Below are 685 nucleotides of genomic sequence, written 5' to 3'. Positions count from 1 at the left end.
CCGCAAGAAGCCGGTATTTACTTTACAAAAGCAGAGAAAAATGGACAGAAAATCAAAGTAAACGAGTAAAGATCCTGTTTAGAGAATATCCCGACTTAGAAAAAATCTACCATTTATCGGATAGTTTAAGAAAAATATACAATCAAAATATAACAAAATCCGTTGCCATGTTGAAGTTGGCTCATTAGTTTAAGGATGTTGAAGAGTCGGGTTTTAAATCATTTTCTACACTAAAGAACACCATTATAAATCATTACAACGATATTCTCAATTATTTTGAAGCAAGAAGCACCAATGCTGCTGCGGAATCTTTTAATGCGAAAATTAAAAACTTCAGACTACAACTTCGAGGGGTAAAAGACAGAACTTTCTTTCTATTCAGATTAACTAAACTTTTTGCATAGCCCCCAAGTTTTGGCTATGATCCGCCATACCGGCATTTACTAATCACAGTTTAAAGAAATAAAAAGAGTATCACAAAAACTGCAATACTCTTTACAATAGTAGCGGGAACCGGACTCGAACCGATGACCTTCGGGTTATGAGCCCGACGAGCTACCTACTGCTCCATCCCGCGGTATATTTTCTAAACGTTACCGAAACACTTTCTTAGTAGCGGGAACCGGACTCGAACCGATGACCTTCGGGTTATGAGCCCGACGAGCTACCTACTGCTCCATCCCGC

2 tRNA genes and 1 pseudogene are annotated in these 685 nt (G+C 39.0%); 1 reads left to right on the top strand and 2 read right to left on the bottom strand.

The window, feature by feature from the left end:
- A pseudogene (locus tag B0E34_RS21650) lies at nucleotides 1-404 on the top strand (ISL3 family transposase); the annotation flags it as partial.
- A gap of 100 nt (nucleotides 405-504) precedes the next feature.
- Here the strand turns inward: B0E34_RS21650 and B0E34_RS19215 are convergent.
- Nucleotides 505-577 (bottom strand) — tRNA-Met (locus B0E34_RS19215).
- A 36-nt stretch (nucleotides 578-613) separates the two neighbouring features.
- A tRNA-Met gene (locus tag B0E34_RS19210) sits at nucleotides 614-685 on the bottom strand.

Origin of the sequence: Chryseobacterium mucoviscidosis (assembly GCF_002177115.1) — a bacterium.
Lineage (GTDB): Bacteria > Bacteroidota > Bacteroidia > Flavobacteriales > Weeksellaceae > Chryseobacterium > Chryseobacterium mucoviscidosis.
Note: the sequence above shows the minus strand (reverse complement) of the source record. Positions and strands in the feature narration are given on the sequence as shown.